The sequence below is a fragment of the Caballeronia zhejiangensis genome (assembly GCF_000698575.1).
Lineage (GTDB): Bacteria > Pseudomonadota > Gammaproteobacteria > Burkholderiales > Burkholderiaceae > Caballeronia > Caballeronia zhejiangensis.
The window spans coordinates 1-16,429 of the sequence record NZ_JFHD01000040.1; the positions used below are offsets into that span (position 1 = coordinate 1).

Genomic DNA, 16,429 nt, shown 5'->3' on the forward strand with positions numbered 1-16,429 from the left:
CGCGAAGATCTCCGCCGTCAGCGCCTTTGCTTCGCTGTCGATCGCCTGCGAGCGGCGCAGCGCCGGTTCCTTAATCTTCTTGCGCAGCGTTTCGAGCGACGTACGCAGTTTCGTGAGCTTCTTCGCGGCTTCCTTCGCGTCCTTCATGCCGTCGGCAGTCTGCACCGGGAAGATCACGCCTTTGAAAAGCTTCTTCAGTTCAAGCAGCGTCGCTTGCGTCGGATCGTATTCGGTAACGGCGAGCTTCGGTGCTTCGACAACTTCGGATGCGACGTCGAGCGGATCAATGGTAGCGGTGGTCATGGTTTGTCCTTATTCGCTTGCGGGCGGGTTATTGGTCGTTTTTACAAGGTGGTCGTTTTCGTATTTGCGCACGTCCTCTTCGCGGTACAGGACCGTGCGCTTGCCGATCACGATGAACGCCGGCCCCTTGCGCTCGCGACGCCAGATCTGCAGCGTGCGCGTCGAGACATGCCAGCGTTTGGCTAGTTGCTCTTCAGTCAGGCGGCGTTCATCGTTCATACCGTTGCTCCCTCGCTTTCCATGCGGCGATAGAAAGCGTCGTCGTCCTCGTCGGTCGATGCAGGCGCGGCCGCCGCCGGCTGCTGTTGCTTCGCGGCGATGATCGATGCGAAGCGCGAGCGCTTCTGCTGGCCGGCGCGATCGTCCGGCAGGGCAGGGGCGGCCGAAATAGGCGCGTTTTCCGCCGAATTTTGGCCGGGCGAAATTGCGTCGATTTCGCTCGAATTTCGGCCGGCCGAAAAGTCGAAGCCGGTCGCGTCGTTGTCGTTCTGAAAGGCGAGTTCAAGCTTTTCGTTGCTGTTCGGCAGCAACTTCGCGATACGCTTCAGCACGGCCTTGATTGCCATCTGGTCGTACCATTTCGTCCACGGACTGTTGGCGCCGTCGGACTTCGATGCCGCGCGCACCTTTTCGATGTCGCGGCGCGGCATCACTTCGCGCTGAACCTCGCCATTGCGCAGGCGCACGATTGCGTACGCTGCAATGATCTTGCCGGGATCTTCGTCGCCGATATACGGCTGATGCTCAATGTTCGGATGATCGCCCCGCACGAAGCGGAAATGATCGTGCTCGTACACCGCGGCCGCGTCGATGCTGTCGACTTCGCCAGAGTTGCGCATGATCTTGAGCAGGCCGCGCACCATCGGCATGTACTGCACCGTCGGTACCCATTCAGTGACCTCGCGACCGCGACCGTCCTTCACCTTCTGCTTCGTGTTGTAAATGTTCAGCACGGCCTCGCGCCCGTCGGGCATCAGGCCATCGGCGGCCGCCAGTTGGCACGCGGAATACAGGCTCGCGCGGTCTGCGGTCAGCAGATCTGGATTCTTCATGACTGCGTTGAGCACGATGCTCGCGAATCGCTCGACCGTCACACCCTGCGGCAGCAGGGCGGCAAGCGTCTCGCCGCGCTTGACCTTTAGGTATTGACCGATGTTCGCCAGTTGCTGGCGTTGCCACTGTTCCTCTGTGAGCGGAAGATTGTCATCTTGTACGGGTTGCTGCGACATTGCGCACTCTCCTTTGGTACGGTGCCGCACTAATGCGCGGCACCAGCTTTAGTTTGATACGCGAGTTTAAGCGGGCTCGAGTTCGGTGACACGGATGTTGCGGAACGGCGCGACCGAAGCTTCGATGTGCGTCGCCGGGATCTTCGTGATCGAGATCGTGATGCGCTCGCTCGCGGCGCGGTCGTACGAGCGGAACGATGCCTTGTTGGTGCCGGCGCTGATCTTGAAGCCGTCGGCCGCGATCGTCTTGGCGTGCTCGATGATGGTCAGCAGTTCAGCCTTCGCGGCATCCTTGCGCGTTGCGGCTTCCTTCGCGTCGACACTGGCTTGTTTGTACGCGCGGCACACTTCCGTCAGGCGCGCATTGTCCGACAGATCGATCGTCGATCCGTCGTTGTCGCGGTAAAGGCGGGCGAGGGCGTCGCCGTCTTTCGTGAATTCAGGCTCCGGCGCGATGCCGTCGTCGATCATCTTCCAGAAGGCCGCGATCTCTGCGCGGATCATCGCGCCGACTTCGCGATCGCGCTGACGTGCGATGACCTTCGGCGTGTTTCCGCCGACGAGTGCGACAATCAGGCACCAATCGATGTCTGCCACTTCCATCTGGTGCTGAACCTGAAACTCGATGTGCGGCGGCGCTTCGTCGTCGTGATCGTCCCCGCCTTCGATCCATCCGCGGCGAAACGCGAGCCCGTCGACGTTCTTGATTTCCATGAGGCCGCGCTTCGTGCCTTCGCCGGGCAGGATGATGAAGTCGAAAGACGCGCCCATGCGCAACTCGGGAATGCGCATGTAATCCTTGAACGGCTGCACTTCGAGCGCGCGATCCTCCGCGACGCCGTGCGCAATGGCGGATTCCAAGCGGCGCCCCCACTTTGTTCTTTCCGTCTCTTGAAACTCTTCGACGAGGCGGCCGCTTTTCTTCAGGTAAAGCTCATACTTCGTGAGATACGGCGAACAGCCAAACAGCGCGGCGGTTTCCGTCGACGTCAAATCCTGCTCCCGCATGGCAAGCCAATCGGCTTCGTTCGCAGGCTTCAGTACAACGCGGTTCAATTCCATCGTCATCCCCTAGAATGCGTCGCCTCATGCGACGTTGATAAGATTCTAGGACCGGTGGTTTTGTTTTGCAACCGCTATTTCGCAAAAACGGTTCTGTTTTCGAAAATATGACCGCAGTTTGTGCGCTGCCCCGCACTCGAGGGAAGGCTAGTTTCGAGTCATCAAGATAGGGGAGGCCCACTCCACATCAACATTCTGAGCAGAGTAGGGGCCGGAAAGATTGAATGTTCCGTCGATGTACCCTCTTTTGATGGAGGCTAGAGCAGCGGGACCATCCTTAATTTTGAGAAAGCAGAATCTGCCAATGCTTGTTGGATCTACCCCGTCAGGTTTGCGACAAAAGACTGTCCAACCGTCCATCCAACTTAGAGGGGAGTCTGCTGTTCTGCATTGAATAGCTATCGCGTCATTGGGAAGATCGCCCATAGCAACGGTGGGTGCGTCGCCTTCTATGTGCTGGACTGTCCCGTCTCCCAATGCTGCACCAACAACTGTGCCTTTGGCGGAAGCAATTTTGCCAACCGGTACGCCGGCAGCTTCCATGATGTTGTTTAGTGGTTCGCCAAATATTTGAGAAAGCTGGACTGCCTCTTCCATCTGCATGCGCCTGGACCCACTGAAGGTCACAGATAACTGAGAGTGGGACATCCCCATCTTCTCCGCTAGTTGCCGCATGGACATCCGATTGTTTGCCAGCAACGTCTCGAAGTATCGCTTGTTGATCTCGGCCATAGGTCTGTCTGTTCCGTTTTTGTCTAATTCTTCTAGTGTGGTGGTGGTCTGGATAGCTAATCCAAAGAGGATTCCGTTCTCGCTTGCGCGGCTGGTTCTAAAAGCTTACCATTCCTCTGTCAATTCAAATGGCATCTTAACTATCACATGGTCATTTTGACAGAAAAAGATATTACGGGGGAGGCTGCTGCGCGGCTTCGCGACACTTTGGGCCTGACTCAGACCGATTTTTGGAAGGCGGTCGGGTTAACCCAAAGCGGCGGTTGCCGGTACGAAAAGGGTCGTTCGATTCCGCGACCGTATCGCCTCCTTATATTCCTCGTCCACGTCGCAAAGCTCGACGTCGACTCGTCTACGCCTGAGAACGCAGCAAGTCTTGTGCGCCTCGGAGAGTTGCAGCGCGACCAGAAAGAAGCGGATCGCCTGCCCGTAATGATTGAGCAGTGCCGCAACGTTGAAACGGCACTGCGCGCGGCGCGAGGCATGTTCGAGCACGCCGCGCACTGAACGCCCGCCTCTCTCCGACTCTGCCGGGGCCGCCCAGGGCTAAATGGGCGGGACATAGGAACTTATCCGCGCGGGTGCAGTAGGGCGGACGGAGCAGCGAGGCACGATACGCCTGCACCAATTTCCTGACCGCCCATATCGGGCGGTTTTTCATAGGTGCAGCACTGCACCATACGTTAGGAGTTTGAAGATGCGAATGATTGGACTGGCGCGACTCGGGCGCGATGCTGAAGTGCGCTATCTGCAAGACGGCACGCCCGTCGCGAATCTGGCGCTGGCGTTCAACTACGGCCGCAAGGACGCGGACGGCAAGCGCCCGACGCAATGGCTTGACGCCGCGCTGTGGGGCGAGCGCGCGGAGAAGCTCTCCGAATATCTGCTGAAGGGTCAGCGGGTAATGGCGATCGTCGAGGACGTCCACATTGAGTTCTACGACCGCAATGAGGGCGGCCAAGGCGCGAAGCTGGTCGGCCGCGTCGCGCAGATCGAATTCGCGGGCGATTCCGGCGGCGGCCAGCAGCAGGGCGGGCAACAGCGCCAGCAACAGCAGCAGCGTCAGGCCGCGCCGCGCACGCAGCAGCAGTCGCGCGCGCCGGCACAGCAGCAACGGGCTCCGGCCGGTGGCGGGTTCGACGATATGGATGATGACATTCCATTTTAATAGGACTGCTAAATGACGTACGAGCGCGAAGAACTGATGATCGAACGCGGCGACGAAGCCGATCGCGGCAATTCTCACGCAGAGGCCGCGCTGCAGGCGCAGATCGCGGCGATCCGATCAGAGATCGGCAAGACCCTGAAGCCGACGGGTCATTGCCTGTTTTGCGGCGAAGCGCTCGCGGGCGCTTTGCTGTTCTGCCCGGCACCCGACGGCGCTGCGCCCGACGATCCGACGTGCGGATCCGACTGGCAGCGTCAGCGCGCGGCGAAGGTGCGCAATGGACGGTAACGCCCAAGTGATGAAGTCGCTCGAGGCGATCGCCGAATACGCCCCGCTCTATGCGAAGGCGAAGTCGGAGCGGATCTACCTCGAGCAATTCCGCAAGACGAAGAAGGCGCTCTTGATGCAGGCCGCGCAAGAAGCCGGCGTCAAGGTGTCCGCCACGCAGGAGCGCGACGCGTACGCGCATCCTGAGTATCAGGAATTGCTCGTCGCGCTGCGCGCGGCCGTCGAAGAGGAAGAGCGCTTGCGCTGGTTTCTCGTCGGAGCCGAAGCGAAGATTGAAGTGTGGCGCACGATGGAAGCAAACCGGCGCGCGGAGGCAAAGAACCTCTAATGCTCCGCAGAACGCCAATGAAGCGCTCGACGCCACTCGCGCGCACGCCATTCCGCCAGAAGCCGGCCGCCGAAAAGAGCGTCGCGCGCTCGACCTTCAAGAAGAAGGCACCGAAGAAGCGGCCCGGTCACAACAAGGCGATGCTCAACGCCTGTCGCGGGCAACCCTGCTATCTCGTCTATCCCGGTATCTGTCGCGGCGCGGTCGACGCGGAAACCGTCGTGCCGGCGCACTCCAACGAAGGCGCGCACGGCAAGGGCGGCGCACTCAAGGCGCGCGACGAGTTCACCATCCCTGCGTGCTGGCGATGCCATGCCGAGCACGATCAAGGGAAGCTGTTCACCTACGAAGAGAAGGTTCGACGCTGGCGCATCGGCTATGGCGAATGGGCTCCGACGCGCGCGCGCCTGTATGGGCTCGCCTATACGGAGATCGAGGACGTCGAATTCATGGAGATCGAATGAGCGCTACCGCACAGAAACCCAAATTGGCCGGTAAAGCGGCTCCAATTCGCCGAATTGGACGCCCGACTAAACGCCTACTATCACCTTCCGGCCAGCCGAAAGCGCGCCGCGTCGATCGCGAGTTTCTTGAGCAGTCGGCGCTTTTCACCTGGGCGCGCAACCCGGCGGTAACGGCGAAGTATCCCGAGCTCGAACTGATGTCGTGCTCCCTGAACGGCGTGAAGCTGTCCAAGGCGCAGGCAGGAAAGGCGAAGGCCAGTGGAATGCTGAAGGGCGAGCACGATATCCGTCTGCCAGTCGCGCGCGGCAGGTATCACGGTTTGAGCATCGAAATGAAGTATGGCGACAACCGGCCGACGCCGGAACAGAAAGAGTACGGACGCAGGCTAGAAGAGCAGGGCTGGCGCGTACATTACTGCTGGTCTTGGACGGAAGCGCGGGAGGCGATCATTGCTTACTTGACGCTTCCATTTTTTTCGTTTTAGTGGTCTTGTTTCATAACCGGCGCATTATCGAGACGCGACTTGTCCCTGTCTAATGGCAGGCAAAAACGACCGATAACGCGCCATTGTCCAAAAGGATGACAGGGTAAATGTAATATCCTCGTAACATTTCCTGTCAAGTTGGTAAGTATTACCCGAGCAAATTTATCGGATGTGGTTAGAAAAACGCACCGATCTCATGCATTAGTCATACAATGCTTTCCGAGCCTTACGATAGCCAGCCGCCAGCGAGCCACCGTAAGGGCATGCTATGCCGGTGAACCGGCGCTTTCCCTGTAATCGGTCAAGAGACAAAAACTTGAAAACAAATAGTCTGCAGTACGGCACCTTCGGAAACGAGGATGTTGCACACCCTATCGTTGACCAAGAGGGGCGTGCGAACAGTGCGACACCGCACCATACCAATCAATCCGGCTTCGTCTTTGTTCTCGGTAACATCGCGATGCCGGGCGTTTTTCTTGTGGGCGCGACGTCAGGCTCACCGACCGCGGCCGCCCGATCATTGTCACGATCAGCCGCGGCCGCCATGCCGTTCGAATTGCTCTGCTTCGGCGAAGTAGAGGACATGTACGCTACTGCGCGCGAGATCCACGACGACTATGCGATCTCTCGCCTCGACCCCTCGAAACACTTCTTCCGCACGCGTTTGACCGATCTCGTTGCGACGATCGATCTGCGCTCTCTTAATTTCCTCGTTACCGAATCCGGACAGGCGTTCATCAACGCCGAGCCCGGCGCCGAGCGCGCGATTGTGCCGTCGGCGCAACCGGTCTTTCCGCGCGAAACGGAGGTTGTCGAGTCATGCCTGACGCACTGAAGGACGCACCGCGCCGCAAGGGCGGGCCGCAGAAGCGCACGTTCGAAAAGTACGAGCGCTTTCTGGTCGGCAAGATGAGCGCGCCCGAGTTCGCGAAGGCGGCCGGGCTGGCGAACACGACCGCGCGCACCGTGCTCGCGGATGCGCTTGCTCGCGGGCTGGTGCATATCAGCGGCGAGCGCAAAGGGCTCACATGGTTCGCGGCTCTGTATTCGGTCGGTCCTGATCCTGCGCCGCCGAAGCGCCGCACGGCTGTTGGCGAAACCGATCGAGATAGCGGGCTCGTTCGCCTGCGCGAACTGGCGCGACTTGGCCCGGTGAATCCGTACGTCCAGCTTGAGTGGGCGGGGGAGCGCGCGCGATGAATAAAGCATCGATTGGTGCGGCACCGTGCGAGATCGTGCCGTGAGCGCCTATTACAACGAGATCGACCCGCACGCCGCTCAATGGCTGCGCAACCTCATTGCGGCCGGGCATATCGCGCCCGGCGATGTAGACGAACGGAGCATCGAGGATGTCAGACCTAGCGACCTGCGCGGATATACGCAATGCCACTTCTTCGCCGGAATCGGCGTCTGGAGCTACGCGCTTCGACGAGCCGGATTCGGTGATGACAGACCTGTTTGGACCGGTTCCTGTCCGTGCCAACCTTTCAGCTCGGCAGGCGCGGGAACTGGGTTTGATGACGAGCGGCACCTTTGGCCCGCATTTTTCCACCTCATTAGCCAGTGCCGCCCTGCAATCGTCTTTGGAGAGCAGGTTGCAAGCAAGGATGCGGAACCTTGGATCGACCTTGTACAAACTGACTTGGAAGGCGTGGGATACCGGGTCGGGGCGGTCCCGTTCCCGTCTGCGGGCGTCGGCGCTCCGCACATCAGAGATCGGCTCTACTGGATGGCCGACGCCGACAACGCGCGACTGGAAGGACGGCGCGGAGTGCGCGAACGTACCACTGAACTCGCTACTCGGGCGCGTGGCGTGGTTGGCCGGATGGCCGACGCCAACAGTCGGCAACAGCAAGGGATCGCAGTCGTTCGAGGGCTTGAGCGTGACGGGAAAGACGCCCGACGGCCGGAAGGTAGCGGTGAGCCTGAATCACGTCGCGACGTTCGCGGGATGGCCGACTCCACGGGTGGCGGACGGCGAGAAGAATGTTCGGACGCTGGACGGGGCGACGCGGGAAATCGAGCGGAAGGGTTCGCCGCAAGACCTGTCGATGGCTGCGGCGATAACGGGGCCGGCCCGACTAACGGCTTCTGGCGTGATGCTGACTGGCTCGGATGCCGAGACGGAAAGTTCAGGCCAGTTGAACCCGGCACATTCCCGCTGGTTGATGGGGCTCCCTCCCGAGTGGTGCGCCTGCGCGCCTACGGTAACGCGGTCAACGCGGAAGCTGCGTTCGAATTCATCCAAGCGGCAGACGAAGCAATGAAGGAGTCACGTCATGGCCGGTGATTGGATCAAGATGCGCATGGATCTGCAATCGCATCCGAAAGTTGTCCGCATGATGTCCGCATTGCGTGCGGACAAGTTTCGCGTAATTGGCGGACTACATGCGGTCTGGAGTGTATTCGACGCGCATTCTGAGGACGGATGCCTCGACGGATACACCGCCGACGCGATGGATTGCGTCATCGGCTGGCCCGGCTTCGCTGGTGCGATGGTTAAGGTCGGCTGGCTTGACGTCGATGCCGACGAAACCCTTGTCATGCCTAGGTTTGACGCCCATAACGGCGCGTCGGCGAAGCGTCGCGCGCAAGAGACTGACCGCAAGCGGGAGGCTCGCAAAGCGGAAGCCCGTCCGCAGGATGTCGGCGATATGTCCGCATCCGATGCGGACAAAAAGCGGTCCAGAGAAGAGAAGAGAAGAGAAGAAGATAAAACCAAGGGTTCTAACACCGCTCCTAGTGCTTCAAACGTAGATGGCCCGATCGCAGCGCCGACGCGCGCTGTGGATTTGTCCATCGCGCTGCGCAAGTTCGGCGTGATGTGCAACCCGAGCGATCCGCGATTGCAGGAGCTTGCGGATCAGGGCGTGACTGCCGACACGATGGCGGCCGCGTGCGAAGCGGCTAAGGTCGCGAAGGCGGGCAGCAACGAAGCGCTCTCGCTCGGCTACGTGGTCGCGATCGTGAAGCGTTGGGCCGCCGAAGCTGCGCAAATGCGCGTCGCGGGCGCGAAGGCTCCGGTGCGCGGCCCGGCGAACAAGGCCGAAGCAATCGAGCAGAACAACCGCAGCGCCGTCGACGAAGCCGTGCGCCGCATGGAAGCGCGCGCTGCTGGCGCGAACGTCGGCAGCTACGGCCCGCCGGATGACCCTTTCACGATCGATATCGAGGATTTGACCTATGCGCCCGAATGACATGCGCGAGCTCGGCGAAGTGCTGGCCGACACGTTTTCGATTTACAGCAAGGAATTTTCGGCGAATGCGCTCGAAGTCTGGTTCGCCGCGCTCGAGCCGTACACGATCGAGGATGTCCGCGTCGCGCTGACGCGCCATGTGCGCGACGCCGATAGCGGCAGGTTCTTCCCGAAGCCGGCCGATGTCGTCGCGCACCTGCAGGGCGGATCCGGCGTGCGCTCGCTGCGCGCCTGGACGCTCGTCGAGAAAGCCGTGCGCATGGTCGGGCATTACCCGTCTGTCGTGTTCGACGATCCGATCATCCATCGCGTGATCGACGACATGGGCGGTTGGTCGAAGCTGGCGCTGACCGGAACGATGGAGGATCTCAAGTTTCGCGGCATCGAGTTCCAGCGGCGCTACCAAGGCGCGCTGATTACCGGCGGCGTTGGCCACGATTACCCATCGTATCTGATCGGCGCGGCCGAAGCGCACAACGGCGAGCAGCGGCAGGCCATTGCGCCGCCGGTTCTGATCGGTGATCCGCAGAAGTGCGAGCAGGTGCGCGCGCTCGCGAGCGGCAACGCAAGCCTGCGCGTGACGAGCGGTGCGAGCACGGCAATGCTGGCGCAGAAAACTATGAAAAAAATCGAAGGCCGGAAGGACGTATGAGCATCGAACACAACATCGTTTCCGTGTCGGGCGGCAAAGACTCGACGGCACTTCTGCTGTTGGCGATGGAGCGCTGCACCGAAAACCTTCAGGCCGTCTTTGCGGACACCGGCCATGAGCACGCACAGACCTACGAGTACATCGAATACCTGAACGACAAGGTTTTCCCGATCCGCCGCATCAAGGCCGACTTCTCGCGCCAGATCGCCGCGAAGGCCGAGTTCATAGCAACGAAGTGGCGCGAGCAGGGCATCCCCGAAGAGAAGGTTCTGCGCGCGCTGGACGTTATGAAGCCGACCGGAAATCCGTTTCTCGACCTGTGCATCTGGAAGGGTCGCTTCCCATCGACGAAAGCGCGATTCTGTTCGGAAGAGTTGAAGCGCAATCCGATCATCGCGCAGGTGCAGCGTCCGTTGCTTGAGGCCGGCGATGACGTCGTTTCGTGGCAGGGCGTGCGGCGTGACGAGTCGGAAAACCGCCGCAACCTGCCGGAGCGCGAGTGCAAGGAGGTCGACAACGAGTCTGGTGCTGAACTGTGGAACTTCCGTCCGATTCTCGATTGGACCGTCGATGACGTTTTCGCGATGCACCGCAAGCACGGCATCGAGCCGAACCCGCTGTATCGACAAGGCATGGGTCGCGTCGGCTGTATGCCCTGCATCCATGCGCGCAAGGACGAACTGCTCGAAATCGGCCTGCGCTTCCCGGAGGAAATCGATCGCGTGATGGAGTGGGAGAAGATCGTCGGCGAGGCCAGCAAGCGCGATATGGCGACGTTCTTCGCGACCGCGCGGCTTTCCGGCCCGCAGGCGACATCCGACAGCGCGGAGATCTCGCTGGAGCGCCACGGCGTATGGCAGGCGATCGAATGGGCCAAGACGTCGCGTGGCGGCCGCCAGTACGACATCTTCCGCGTTCAGGGCGAGCAGGAAACCGGTCCGCTCTGTACGTCGATCTACGGCCTCTGCGAATGAACTGCTGTGGCCACTGCAAGGGCGCGATGAAAGCGCCGATCGAAACCATCGGGACCATGTGCCGATACGCGCGATCGATGTACACGAAGCCGTGGCGCAAATGGCTTGATGCGCCGTTCGACGAAAACGCGTGCGAATTCTTCGATCCGCTGGCACCAGCAGAGATCGAGCGCCGCGCGGAATTGCGCGCGAAACGGTAACGGAATCGAAATATCAACTTGACATGCGGCCGCCGTGGTCGCAAAATCAAACCATCAGACAGAAATTAAGACCGCTATGGAATTCCTGACGGGGTTTTGGTTGGGTTCGCTGTTCGGCGTGCTCGCCGCGGCGGTCGTGTTTGCAGTCTTGTTTCAGAAGTTTTTCCCCTTTCGTCCCGAGACAGAGAAATGACCTATTCATCACCTGACCAGCAGGAGCGCGACGACGCCGCGCGTGAAGCAGCCAAAGAGCGCGCCGCAGAGATCATCGATCTCGATGCGGTTCTCGCGCGCATGACGGACAAGCAGAAGGAACTGGCGATGGACGAGATCCGCAACGCGCGGCCCGCCGTCGTGCTGTCGGCCGCGTACGAACGCGCCGTGAACGCGGTTGCGGACGTCGTGCTGAAGATTCGCGACAAGGATCTCTCCGGCCGCGCGGCCGAAGTCGAGATTGACATCGCACTGTCTGGAGGCGTCTGACCGTGCGCAAGTTCTTCACAGGAGCAAAAGCGGCGATCATGGCCGCGCTGGCGATCGGCGCGAGCCAAGCGCCGCAGTCATCATCGGCACCGACGCACGCCGCGCCCGCGCGCAAGCGCCCGGCAACTCGCCGACTCACGGATGCAGACCGCGACGCGATCGCGAAGGCAGAAGCGAAGCGCGCCCGCAAGGCCAAGAAGTTGGGAGCGCGCAATGGCTAAGTCGAAACCGCCGCGCAAGAAGTACGACCCGCGCAAGATGCAGCGCCGCATCGAGGCCAAGGAAACCGCGTTCGTCAAAAGACTGATCCGCGAATCTGAAGCGCGCGAAATGACCCATGACGATCTGAAGCGTCTCGCGCTCGCGTATCACGGCGCGTTCGCAACGCTGCGACTCGTCGGCGGGCATGACGCGTTCAAGGACGTGGCGGCCGCCATGCTGATCGCGGAAGAGTTCGCGCGCATCGGCATCGGCGCAGAGTTCAAGCCGGAGATCGACGAAGCGCTCAAGGCGCTCGAACGCCTGCAGCATCGCGCAATCGGGCGCGACGGCAAGGCCGGCACCGGTCGATGGGTGCTCGACGGCGACGGATTGAAGGCCGTCGGCAAGGGCATGGCCGCATACGACTGTCAGATGGAAGTCGCGACATACGGTGAGCTGCGCGAGGCGGTTCTTGTCGCGGCGGAAAAGAACGATCAGCGGTGGGCGGTTGACGCGGTGAATGACGTTCTGAAGGAGGCAGCGTGAGCCAGTCGACCATTCCCGTCGAGCCGGAAGGAAAGCCGCTTCAGCAGGCATTTTCGAAGAGGCCGAGATTCACGCAAGAGCAGATCGATGCCTACCGGCGCTACAAGTGCCCGAGTTGTCAGGCAACGCACAAGCACGAATGGGCCGCCGAAAGCTGTTGCGCTCCAGCGGTCGATGAAGTGTTCGTGTGCCCCGAATGCGACGACACATTCGACACGATGGAGCAGGCGATGGCGTGCGAGGGTGCGCACGCCATCGCCTGCTAGTCCGCTCGAATTCAATCGCTGCCCGCTTTGCAATGACGGCCACGACGACATCGAGGACGCCGTGCATTGCTGCATGTGGAAGCGCATGGGCTTTGCCGAGCGTGATGAGTTGATTCGCAAAATCAGGCTCGGTCAATTCGACGCAGCCGCATTTCAGACCCATTGAGGACCGCATGAAATCGAAGAAAACACCGTGGTTCCCGGCGGACATCGCGCCGGTACACGAAGGCGAATACGAGTGCGAGCGCGCGGAGGCGAACGGCCCGACGATTCGCATGCTCGCCTGGACGGCGGAAGGAGGCTGGCGCTATGGCGCGGACGTCCCGAACGAGCACTGCGCGCCCGGCATGCCTGCGCTGATGTACGCGCCGGCTGGCGATCGTTGGCGCGGCATCGCGGAGGAATGCCCGGTATGAGCGCGAGAAAAGACGGCGGCCCGGCGTTTCCGAGCCAAGAAACTACGCAGGCGCCGGCACACGCATATGGTCCGTTCGTGCACAACGGCCCGAGCTTCCCGGTCGCGGTTGTGACCAAAAATCACGAAGGCATGACCCTGCGCGACTACTTCGCGGCGAAGGCGCTGCAGGCGATCATCCAGACGGACGGCCCGAACCGCAACGCGCAATTCGATGAAGCCGATGCGAACCGCGCGTACAAGTACGCCGACGCCATGCTCCGCGCGCGGGAGGCATCGTGAAAGTATCTGAACTGACGGGCGATCTGCTGGACATGTGGGTCGCAAAGGCGCAGGGGCGCAACGTTCGCAAGCTTGGCGACGCATATTGGGACGATGACGCTAGCTGCGCGATCGGCGGCAAGTTCGGCGAATCTGCGTCGACGGATTGGGCGGTAGGCGGCCCGATCATCGAGCGCGAGAAGATCGGCGTTACGGTCGGCGTGCTTGCTGAAACGTGGTTCGCGCTCAGGCTCGCCGATGGAGTGCTGTCGGCAAAGCCTGTCGTCAGGGGCGCGACGCCGCTTGTCGCGGCAATGCGCGCATTCGTGACATCGAAGTTTGGAGAAGAGGTTCCAGAAGAATGAGCGCCATCGCGAACAAGCGTCGGCTGCTGGAAGCGACGCAAGCGCTCGTCAAGCGCAACGACGCTGGCCTGCCCGAGATCCACGCGGCATCGAACGCGCTCGCGCAGGTTTTCAGCGACATGCTCGGCGTGGATGTTGAGTTGCGCATGCGCGTCGACGCCAAGCAGATGAAGGCTGCAATCGCGCTGCATGAAGCAATGGAGAAAGTGAAAGCATGAGCACCGTCGAAGAACAGACCATCGAATCATCACTCGTCGATCAGTTGACCGCGCTCTGCGCGTCGGCATTCCCCGGCATGACGGTCCACGCGTACATCGCGGCGCATGCTCCGGTCACGGTCGAGCACGTTCTGGCCGCGCGCGGTTGGACGCCTGAATACCTGCGAAACGACAACGGCCGCCGCATCGTATTCGATCAACTCGCAATCCTGCGCGCTCAGTACGCACGCGAAGTCGTAGCAAAACTCAAGAGGGACGGGCACGCATGAGTATCAGAAAATATTGGATGAAACATCCGGTGCAGTTGCGCGTCGCAGCACTGCTGACTCTTGTCCTCATGCCGATTTGGCTTCCCATCGTGGCGGTCGTTCAGTATCGAAGAGAGATCGTCGAGGAAATCCGCTACCAGTACGCAGATACGTGGCGCGTTTTGACGAAGGGGCGTGGCGCATGAGCATCAACCCGCCACCATTCAATCTCGCAGCCGTCGAAGCAGTGACGCCGCACATCGTCGCGAACGTCGAGCGGATCCTTCAAACGCACCGCTACGCAGCGGACGATCGCGATCACGTCGCGCGCCTGATGGACTGGCTTGCGCCGGCCGAAGGCGCGTCGATCGTCGATATCGGATGCGGCATCGGCGAAGTCGCGCGCCTCGCGCACGAAGCGCGGCCGGATCTCCGGTTCACGCTCGTCAATATCAGCCCGGTTCAACTCTCGTACTGTCCGACCGGCGACGGCTTCGATCTCGTCCAATGCGACGCGCACGCCATGCCACTCCCGCCCGAGTCGTTCGACTATGCGCTGATGAATAGCGCGCTCTCGAACATGGACGCAGGCCCGGCGCTGAAAGAGGCCGCGCGCGTGCTGAAGCCCGGCGGCGCTCTCCTTGTTACGGACTTCCTGCGCCTGTACGGAGACAACTCGCAATTCGAGCGCGATCTTGGCGCGCGCGCTCTGACCGTGCGTGCGTTCCGCGATCTCGCTTACGAAGCAGGGTTCATGGCCAAGACGCTGCAGTTCGGCGGCGACGACGCGCACTTCCGCGCGCTGATGCCCGAGCACGCCGATCACATCCTCGCGGGCGTGACGTACGGCGCGTGGCGCCTGACCAAGATCGACAACGACATGATGAACGGCGCACGCCGAGAGATCGGTAAGCACATGGGCGACGTCGCGCTTCGAGCGCTGATTGCATCGCCCGATAATGTCGCCGCGCAGAAACTCCAGAACGATTTGTGCAGCGCGACGTTGATGCACATCGGCACCGGGCCCGAGACGCGCGTATGCCTGTCGTGCGGCGCACACACCAACGAAGAAGGAGCATTACCCTGTGGCCACTGACGAAAAGCCGAGCCTCGAAGAACTGAAGCGCACGTTGCTCGATGCGCGCCTCGCCGCAGAGAAAGCGGCCTACGCCTACTTCTGCGAATGCCCGGTCGGACCCGAGCGCGAGCGCGCGCACGAAATCTATCTCAACATCCTCAACGCAACTCGCGTCAGCTAAATCATGAGCGCCGACAAACTCAGCCCGAAGCAAGAGCTATTCATCGACGAATACATGGTCGACTTCTGCGGCAAGGCGGCCGCCGAGCGCGCGGGCTATGCGAAAGCATCAGCCAAGGTAACGGCGAGCCGCCTGCTGGATCATCCGCTGGTCATCGCGGGATTGAATGCGCGACGCGCGCGCATGGCTGCGAAAGCCGAAGTCACGCGCGATCGCGTCATCGCGGAATACGCGAAGCTGGCGTTCTCGGATCCGCGCAAGTTCTTCAACGACGACGGCACGCTCAAGAAGGTGACGGAGCTCGACGAGGACACGGCCGCCGCGCTCGCCGCGTTCGAGGTCGTTGAGCAGCAAGTCGCGGAAGGCGGGCCCGGCGGCGAAATCGAGTTCGTGCCCGTCCACACGAAGAAAGTGAAGTGGACGGACAAGAAGGCCGCGCTCGACAGTCTGTGTCGCGTCATGGGCTGGAATCAGGACAGCGTGAAGCTGAAGGGCGACGCGGAGAACCCGCTGACCCTGTTCTTGCAGCAGGTGAGCGGCACGGCATTCGCGCCGGTCGGCACTGGCGAGCCCGAGACGGACGCATGACGTTGTAATTTCGGTCCACGCGGGCGCATCAGCAAACCATCATGAGGGGCGGCTAAAGGCCGTTCCTCTTTTTTTGTCCGAATCGGTCCTAAAAGCAGACCGGTCGGTCTTAAAGGAATCGAAGTATGGCGCATCCGTATTTCACGCCGAGACGAAAGAAGGCGACCAAGCCGCGCCGAGATCCGTTCGCGCGATTCATCGAGAAGGTCGTGATACAGGATAACGGCTGCTGGATATGGCAGGCAACGAAGGACACCGCAGGCTATGGGCGATTCTTCCTCGAAAGCACGCGCGCGACGCTAGCGCACCGCTACAGCTATGGGCTGCGCGGAGTGCCAATGGACGATGACATGCTCGGCTGCCATACGTGCGATACGCCTTCGTGCGTGAACCCGTTCCACGTCTATCCCGGCACGCACCAAGACAACGCCGACGATCGAGAGCGTCGCGGGCGAGGCAGGGGCGCGCAAAAAAAATTGCGCATGATGGTTGCATAA

The 16,429-nt window shown here is 61.2% G+C and carries 32 protein-coding genes; 27 read left to right on the forward strand and 5 right to left on the reverse strand.

Annotated elements, in window-relative coordinates; all coding sequences use genetic code 11:
- From BG60_RS30400 to BG60_RS30420, 5 genes are all read right to left on the reverse strand, one after another.
- Positions 1 to 303: hypothetical protein (locus BG60_RS30400; protein WP_034473757.1), on the reverse strand; the 303-nt coding region annotated here is incomplete at its 3' end.
- Between the two features lie 9 nt (positions 304 to 312).
- Positions 313 to 522, reverse strand: a complete 210-nt coding sequence (locus BG60_RS30405) for a helix-turn-helix transcriptional regulator (RefSeq protein ID WP_034473758.1) — start codon at positions 520 to 522, stop codon at positions 313 to 315.
- Positions 519 to 1,532 carry a recombinase RecT gene (locus BG60_RS30410; RefSeq protein ID WP_051996710.1) on the reverse strand — a complete coding sequence of 338 codons (1,014 nt, stop codon included), beginning with the start codon at positions 1,530 to 1,532 and terminating at the stop codon, positions 519 to 521. Before BG60_RS30410 ends, BG60_RS30405 begins: the two co-directional genes overlap by 4 nt.
- A gap of 66 nt (positions 1,533 to 1,598) precedes the next feature.
- Entirely contained in the window at positions 1,599 to 2,594 is a 996-nt protein-coding gene (locus BG60_RS30415) for a YqaJ viral recombinase family nuclease (RefSeq protein WP_034473842.1), read from the reverse strand.
- Between the two features lie 147 nt (positions 2,595 to 2,741).
- On the reverse strand, positions 2,742 to 3,326 hold the full coding sequence (locus BG60_RS30420; RefSeq protein ID WP_034473760.1) for a helix-turn-helix domain-containing protein: 585 nt from the start codon (positions 3,324 to 3,326) through the stop codon (positions 2,742 to 2,744).
- Between the two features lie 147 nt (positions 3,327 to 3,473).
- On the opposite strand from BG60_RS30420, the gene BG60_RS36460 reads away from it, so the two are divergent.
- The 27 genes from BG60_RS36460 to BG60_RS30550 all read left to right on the forward strand — a co-directional run bounded on the left by BG60_RS36460 (position 3,474) and on the right by BG60_RS30550 (position 15,932).
- Positions 3,474 to 3,833 (forward strand): helix-turn-helix domain-containing protein, encoded by a 360-nt coding sequence (locus BG60_RS36460; RefSeq protein WP_051996712.1) that lies wholly within the window; start codon positions 3,474 to 3,476, stop codon positions 3,831 to 3,833.
- 190 nt (positions 3,834 to 4,023) lie between these two features.
- Entirely contained in the window at positions 4,024 to 4,494 is a 471-nt protein-coding gene (locus BG60_RS30430) for a single-stranded DNA-binding protein (protein ID WP_034473846.1), read from the forward strand.
- 12 nt (positions 4,495 to 4,506) lie between these two features.
- Positions 4,507 to 4,782: a hypothetical protein gene (locus BG60_RS30435; RefSeq protein WP_034473762.1), complete on the forward strand. Its 276-nt coding sequence runs from the start codon at positions 4,507 to 4,509 to the stop codon at positions 4,780 to 4,782.
- Positions 4,772 to 5,110 (forward strand): hypothetical protein, encoded by a 339-nt coding sequence (locus BG60_RS30440; RefSeq protein WP_034473764.1) that lies wholly within the window; start codon positions 4,772 to 4,774, stop codon positions 5,108 to 5,110. The genes BG60_RS30435 and BG60_RS30440 overlap by 11 nt, the downstream gene beginning before the upstream one ends.
- Positions 5,111 to 5,127: 17 nt before the next feature.
- Positions 5,128 to 5,574: a nuclease domain-containing protein gene (locus BG60_RS30445; protein WP_241484911.1), complete on the forward strand. Its 447-nt coding sequence runs from the start codon at positions 5,128 to 5,130 to the stop codon at positions 5,572 to 5,574.
- Complete coding sequence (locus BG60_RS30450; RefSeq protein WP_051996716.1) at positions 5,571 to 6,059, forward strand: hypothetical protein; 489 nt, start codon at positions 5,571 to 5,573, stop codon at positions 6,057 to 6,059. Before BG60_RS30445 ends, BG60_RS30450 begins: the two co-directional genes overlap by 4 nt.
- Positions 6,060 to 6,375: 316 nt before the next feature.
- Positions 6,376 to 6,894 (forward strand): GIY-YIG nuclease family protein, encoded by a 519-nt coding sequence (locus BG60_RS38410; protein ID WP_152563241.1) that lies wholly within the window; start codon positions 6,376 to 6,378, stop codon positions 6,892 to 6,894.
- A complete protein-coding gene (locus BG60_RS30460) occupies positions 6,879 to 7,259 on the forward strand; it encodes a hypothetical protein (RefSeq protein WP_152563242.1) in 381 nt (126 codons plus the stop codon). The genes BG60_RS38410 and BG60_RS30460 overlap by 16 nt, the downstream gene beginning before the upstream one ends.
- Positions 7,260 to 7,299: 40 nt before the next feature.
- Entirely contained in the window at positions 7,300 to 8,349 is a 1,050-nt protein-coding gene (locus BG60_RS30465) for a DNA cytosine methyltransferase (RefSeq protein WP_063936117.1), read from the forward strand.
- A gap of 496 nt (positions 8,350 to 8,845) precedes the next feature.
- Entirely contained in the window at positions 8,846 to 9,256 is a 411-nt protein-coding gene (locus BG60_RS39365) for a hypothetical protein (RefSeq protein ID WP_051996721.1), read from the forward strand.
- A complete protein-coding gene (locus BG60_RS30475) occupies positions 9,243 to 9,908 on the forward strand; it encodes a DUF6475 domain-containing protein (RefSeq protein ID WP_081851904.1) in 666 nt (221 codons plus the stop codon). The genes BG60_RS39365 and BG60_RS30475 overlap by 14 nt, the downstream gene beginning before the upstream one ends.
- Positions 9,905 to 10,882, forward strand: coding sequence for a phosphoadenosine phosphosulfate reductase domain-containing protein (locus BG60_RS30480; RefSeq protein WP_174447758.1), 978 nt, complete (start codon positions 9,905 to 9,907; stop codon positions 10,880 to 10,882). The genes BG60_RS30475 and BG60_RS30480 overlap by 4 nt, the downstream gene beginning before the upstream one ends.
- A 26-nt stretch (positions 10,883 to 10,908) precedes the next feature.
- Entirely contained in the window at positions 10,909 to 11,082 is a 174-nt protein-coding gene (locus BG60_RS30485) for a hypothetical protein (protein ID WP_160172920.1), read from the forward strand.
- A gap of 189 nt (positions 11,083 to 11,271) precedes the next feature.
- Positions 11,272 to 11,565, forward strand: coding sequence for a hypothetical protein (locus BG60_RS30490; protein WP_034473772.1), 294 nt, complete (start codon positions 11,272 to 11,274; stop codon positions 11,563 to 11,565).
- A 38-nt stretch (positions 11,566 to 11,603) separates the two neighbouring features.
- Complete coding sequence (locus BG60_RS30495) at positions 11,604 to 11,786, forward strand: hypothetical protein (RefSeq protein ID WP_152563243.1); 183 nt, start codon at positions 11,604 to 11,606, stop codon at positions 11,784 to 11,786.
- Positions 11,779 to 12,312: a hypothetical protein gene (locus BG60_RS30500; RefSeq protein ID WP_034473774.1), complete on the forward strand. Its 534-nt coding sequence runs from the start codon at positions 11,779 to 11,781 to the stop codon at positions 12,310 to 12,312. The genes BG60_RS30495 and BG60_RS30500 overlap by 8 nt, the downstream gene beginning before the upstream one ends.
- Positions 12,309 to 12,578 carry a hypothetical protein gene (locus BG60_RS30505; RefSeq protein WP_034473777.1) on the forward strand — a complete coding sequence of 90 codons (270 nt, stop codon included), beginning with the start codon at positions 12,309 to 12,311 and terminating at the stop codon, positions 12,576 to 12,578. The genes BG60_RS30500 and BG60_RS30505 overlap by 4 nt, the downstream gene beginning before the upstream one ends.
- Entirely contained in the window at positions 12,556 to 12,744 is a 189-nt protein-coding gene (locus tag BG60_RS30510) for a hypothetical protein (RefSeq protein ID WP_034473779.1), read from the forward strand. Before BG60_RS30505 ends, BG60_RS30510 begins: the two co-directional genes overlap by 23 nt.
- Positions 12,745 to 12,751: 7 nt before the next feature.
- Positions 12,752 to 12,994 carry a hypothetical protein gene (locus BG60_RS30515; RefSeq protein WP_034473781.1) on the forward strand — a complete coding sequence of 81 codons (243 nt, stop codon included), beginning with the start codon at positions 12,752 to 12,754 and terminating at the stop codon, positions 12,992 to 12,994.
- Positions 12,991 to 13,275 (forward strand): hypothetical protein, encoded by a 285-nt coding sequence (locus BG60_RS30520; protein ID WP_051996725.1) that lies wholly within the window; start codon positions 12,991 to 12,993, stop codon positions 13,273 to 13,275. The genes BG60_RS30515 and BG60_RS30520 overlap by 4 nt, the downstream gene beginning before the upstream one ends.
- Positions 13,272 to 13,619, forward strand: a complete 348-nt coding sequence (locus tag BG60_RS30525) for a phage protein NinX family protein (RefSeq protein WP_034473782.1) — start codon at positions 13,272 to 13,274, stop codon at positions 13,617 to 13,619. The genes BG60_RS30520 and BG60_RS30525 overlap by 4 nt, the downstream gene beginning before the upstream one ends.
- Positions 13,616 to 13,837, forward strand: a complete 222-nt coding sequence (locus BG60_RS30530) for a hypothetical protein (RefSeq protein ID WP_034473783.1) — start codon at positions 13,616 to 13,618, stop codon at positions 13,835 to 13,837. Before BG60_RS30525 ends, BG60_RS30530 begins: the two co-directional genes overlap by 4 nt.
- Complete coding sequence (locus BG60_RS30535) at positions 13,834 to 14,106, forward strand: hypothetical protein (protein WP_034473785.1); 273 nt, start codon at positions 13,834 to 13,836, stop codon at positions 14,104 to 14,106. Before BG60_RS30530 ends, BG60_RS30535 begins: the two co-directional genes overlap by 4 nt.
- Complete coding sequence (locus tag BG60_RS30540; protein WP_034473786.1) at positions 14,103 to 14,291, forward strand: hypothetical protein; 189 nt, start codon at positions 14,103 to 14,105, stop codon at positions 14,289 to 14,291. Before BG60_RS30535 ends, BG60_RS30540 begins: the two co-directional genes overlap by 4 nt.
- The gene (locus BG60_RS36475; protein ID WP_051996727.1) at positions 14,288 to 15,181 is read left to right on the forward strand and encodes a class I SAM-dependent methyltransferase; all 894 of its coding nucleotides are present in this window, start codon (positions 14,288 to 14,290) and stop codon (positions 15,179 to 15,181) included. The genes BG60_RS30540 and BG60_RS36475 overlap by 4 nt, the downstream gene beginning before the upstream one ends.
- Complete coding sequence (locus tag BG60_RS38835) at positions 15,171 to 15,344, forward strand: hypothetical protein (RefSeq protein WP_160172921.1); 174 nt, start codon at positions 15,171 to 15,173, stop codon at positions 15,342 to 15,344. Before BG60_RS36475 ends, BG60_RS38835 begins: the two co-directional genes overlap by 11 nt.
- Positions 15,345 to 15,347: 3 nt before the next feature.
- On the forward strand, positions 15,348 to 15,932 hold the full coding sequence (locus BG60_RS30550; RefSeq protein WP_051996729.1) for a terminase small subunit: 585 nt from the start codon (positions 15,348 to 15,350) through the stop codon (positions 15,930 to 15,932).
- Positions 15,933 to 16,429: the final 497 nt, after the last annotated feature.

What these genes read in the sequence shown, in the direction of transcription:
- BG60_RS30405 (WP_034473758.1), bottom strand. Translation starts at nt 522, where the DNA reads ATGAACGATGAACGCCGCCTGACTGAAGAGCAACTAGCCAAACGCTGG.
- BG60_RS30410 (WP_051996710.1), bottom strand. Translation starts at nt 1,532, where the DNA reads ATGTCGCAGCAACCCGTACAAGATGACAATCTTCCGCTCACAGAGGAA.
- BG60_RS30415 (WP_034473842.1), bottom strand. Translation starts at nt 2,594, where the DNA reads ATGGAATTGAACCGCGTTGTACTGAAGCCTGCGAACGAAGCCGATTGG.
- BG60_RS30420 (WP_034473760.1), bottom strand. Translation starts at nt 3,326, where the DNA reads ATGGCCGAGATCAACAAGCGATACTTCGAGACGTTGCTGGCAAACAAT.
- BG60_RS36460 (WP_051996712.1), top strand. Translation starts at nt 3,474, where the DNA reads ATGGTCATTTTGACAGAAAAAGATATTACGGGGGAGGCTGCTGCGCGG.
- BG60_RS30430 (WP_034473846.1), top strand. Translation starts at nt 4,024, where the DNA reads ATGCGAATGATTGGACTGGCGCGACTCGGGCGCGATGCTGAAGTGCGC.
- BG60_RS30435 (WP_034473762.1), top strand. Translation starts at nt 4,507, where the DNA reads ATGACGTACGAGCGCGAAGAACTGATGATCGAACGCGGCGACGAAGCC.
- BG60_RS30440 (WP_034473764.1), top strand. Translation starts at nt 4,772, where the DNA reads ATGGACGGTAACGCCCAAGTGATGAAGTCGCTCGAGGCGATCGCCGAA.
- BG60_RS30445 (WP_241484911.1), top strand. Translation starts at nt 5,128, where the DNA reads ATGAAGCGCTCGACGCCACTCGCGCGCACGCCATTCCGCCAGAAGCCG.
- BG60_RS30450 (WP_051996716.1), top strand. Translation starts at nt 5,571, where the DNA reads ATGAGCGCTACCGCACAGAAACCCAAATTGGCCGGTAAAGCGGCTCCA.
- BG60_RS30460 (WP_152563242.1), top strand. Translation starts at nt 6,879, where the DNA reads ATGCCTGACGCACTGAAGGACGCACCGCGCCGCAAGGGCGGGCCGCAG.
- BG60_RS30475 (WP_081851904.1), top strand. Translation starts at nt 9,243, where the DNA reads ATGCGCCCGAATGACATGCGCGAGCTCGGCGAAGTGCTGGCCGACACG.
- BG60_RS30480 (WP_174447758.1), top strand. Translation starts at nt 9,905, where the DNA reads ATGAGCATCGAACACAACATCGTTTCCGTGTCGGGCGGCAAAGACTCG.
- BG60_RS30485 (WP_160172920.1), top strand. Translation starts at nt 10,909, where the DNA reads ATGAAAGCGCCGATCGAAACCATCGGGACCATGTGCCGATACGCGCGA.
- BG60_RS30490 (WP_034473772.1), top strand. Translation starts at nt 11,272, where the DNA reads ATGACCTATTCATCACCTGACCAGCAGGAGCGCGACGACGCCGCGCGT.
- BG60_RS30495 (WP_152563243.1), top strand. Translation starts at nt 11,604, where the DNA reads ATGGCCGCGCTGGCGATCGGCGCGAGCCAAGCGCCGCAGTCATCATCG.
- BG60_RS30500 (WP_034473774.1), top strand. Translation starts at nt 11,779, where the DNA reads ATGGCTAAGTCGAAACCGCCGCGCAAGAAGTACGACCCGCGCAAGATG.
- BG60_RS30515 (WP_034473781.1), top strand. Translation starts at nt 12,752, where the DNA reads ATGAAATCGAAGAAAACACCGTGGTTCCCGGCGGACATCGCGCCGGTA.
- BG60_RS30520 (WP_051996725.1), top strand. Translation starts at nt 12,991, where the DNA reads ATGAGCGCGAGAAAAGACGGCGGCCCGGCGTTTCCGAGCCAAGAAACT.
- BG60_RS30530 (WP_034473783.1), top strand. Translation starts at nt 13,616, where the DNA reads ATGAGCGCCATCGCGAACAAGCGTCGGCTGCTGGAAGCGACGCAAGCG.
- BG60_RS30535 (WP_034473785.1), top strand. Translation starts at nt 13,834, where the DNA reads ATGAGCACCGTCGAAGAACAGACCATCGAATCATCACTCGTCGATCAG.
- BG60_RS30540 (WP_034473786.1), top strand. Translation starts at nt 14,103, where the DNA reads ATGAGTATCAGAAAATATTGGATGAAACATCCGGTGCAGTTGCGCGTC.
- BG60_RS36475 (WP_051996727.1), top strand. Translation starts at nt 14,288, where the DNA reads ATGAGCATCAACCCGCCACCATTCAATCTCGCAGCCGTCGAAGCAGTG.
- BG60_RS30550 (WP_051996729.1), top strand. Translation starts at nt 15,348, where the DNA reads ATGAGCGCCGACAAACTCAGCCCGAAGCAAGAGCTATTCATCGACGAA.